The sequence below is a fragment of the Mesorhizobium sp. M00.F.Ca.ET.216.01.1.1 genome (assembly GCF_004010325.2).
GTDB lineage: Bacteria > Pseudomonadota > Alphaproteobacteria > Rhizobiales > Rhizobiaceae > Mesorhizobium.
Genome location: NZ_SADR02000634.1, coordinates 1 through 279, shown reverse-complemented (window position 1 = coordinate 279; position 279 = coordinate 1). Strand labels below are relative to the sequence as shown.

At 63.1% G+C, this 279-nt stretch carries 1 protein-coding gene; it reads left to right on the top strand.

Annotated elements, in window-relative coordinates:
- Positions 1-279: ABC transporter substrate-binding protein (locus EN859_RS37725; RefSeq protein ID WP_135913779.1), on the top strand; the 279-nt coding region annotated here is incomplete at both ends.

The window sequence follows — 279 nt, the reverse complement described above, 5'->3', positions numbered from 1 at the left end:
CGCAGGCGGGTGGCGTCGATTTCGTCTACATCGGCAACGAACCGCCGGCGCCGCGCGGCGAAGCGATCGTCGTCGCGCAGGACTCGCCGATTAACACCGTTGCACAACTGCGTGGCAAGAAGGTGGCGCTCAACAAGGGTTCGAATGTTCATTTCCTGCTGGTGAAAGCGCTGCAGCAGGCCGGGTTGGCCTATACGGACATCCATCCCGTCTATCTGACGCCTGCCGATGCACGCGCCGCCTTCGTGCAAGGCAGCGTCGATGCCTGGGTGATCTGGG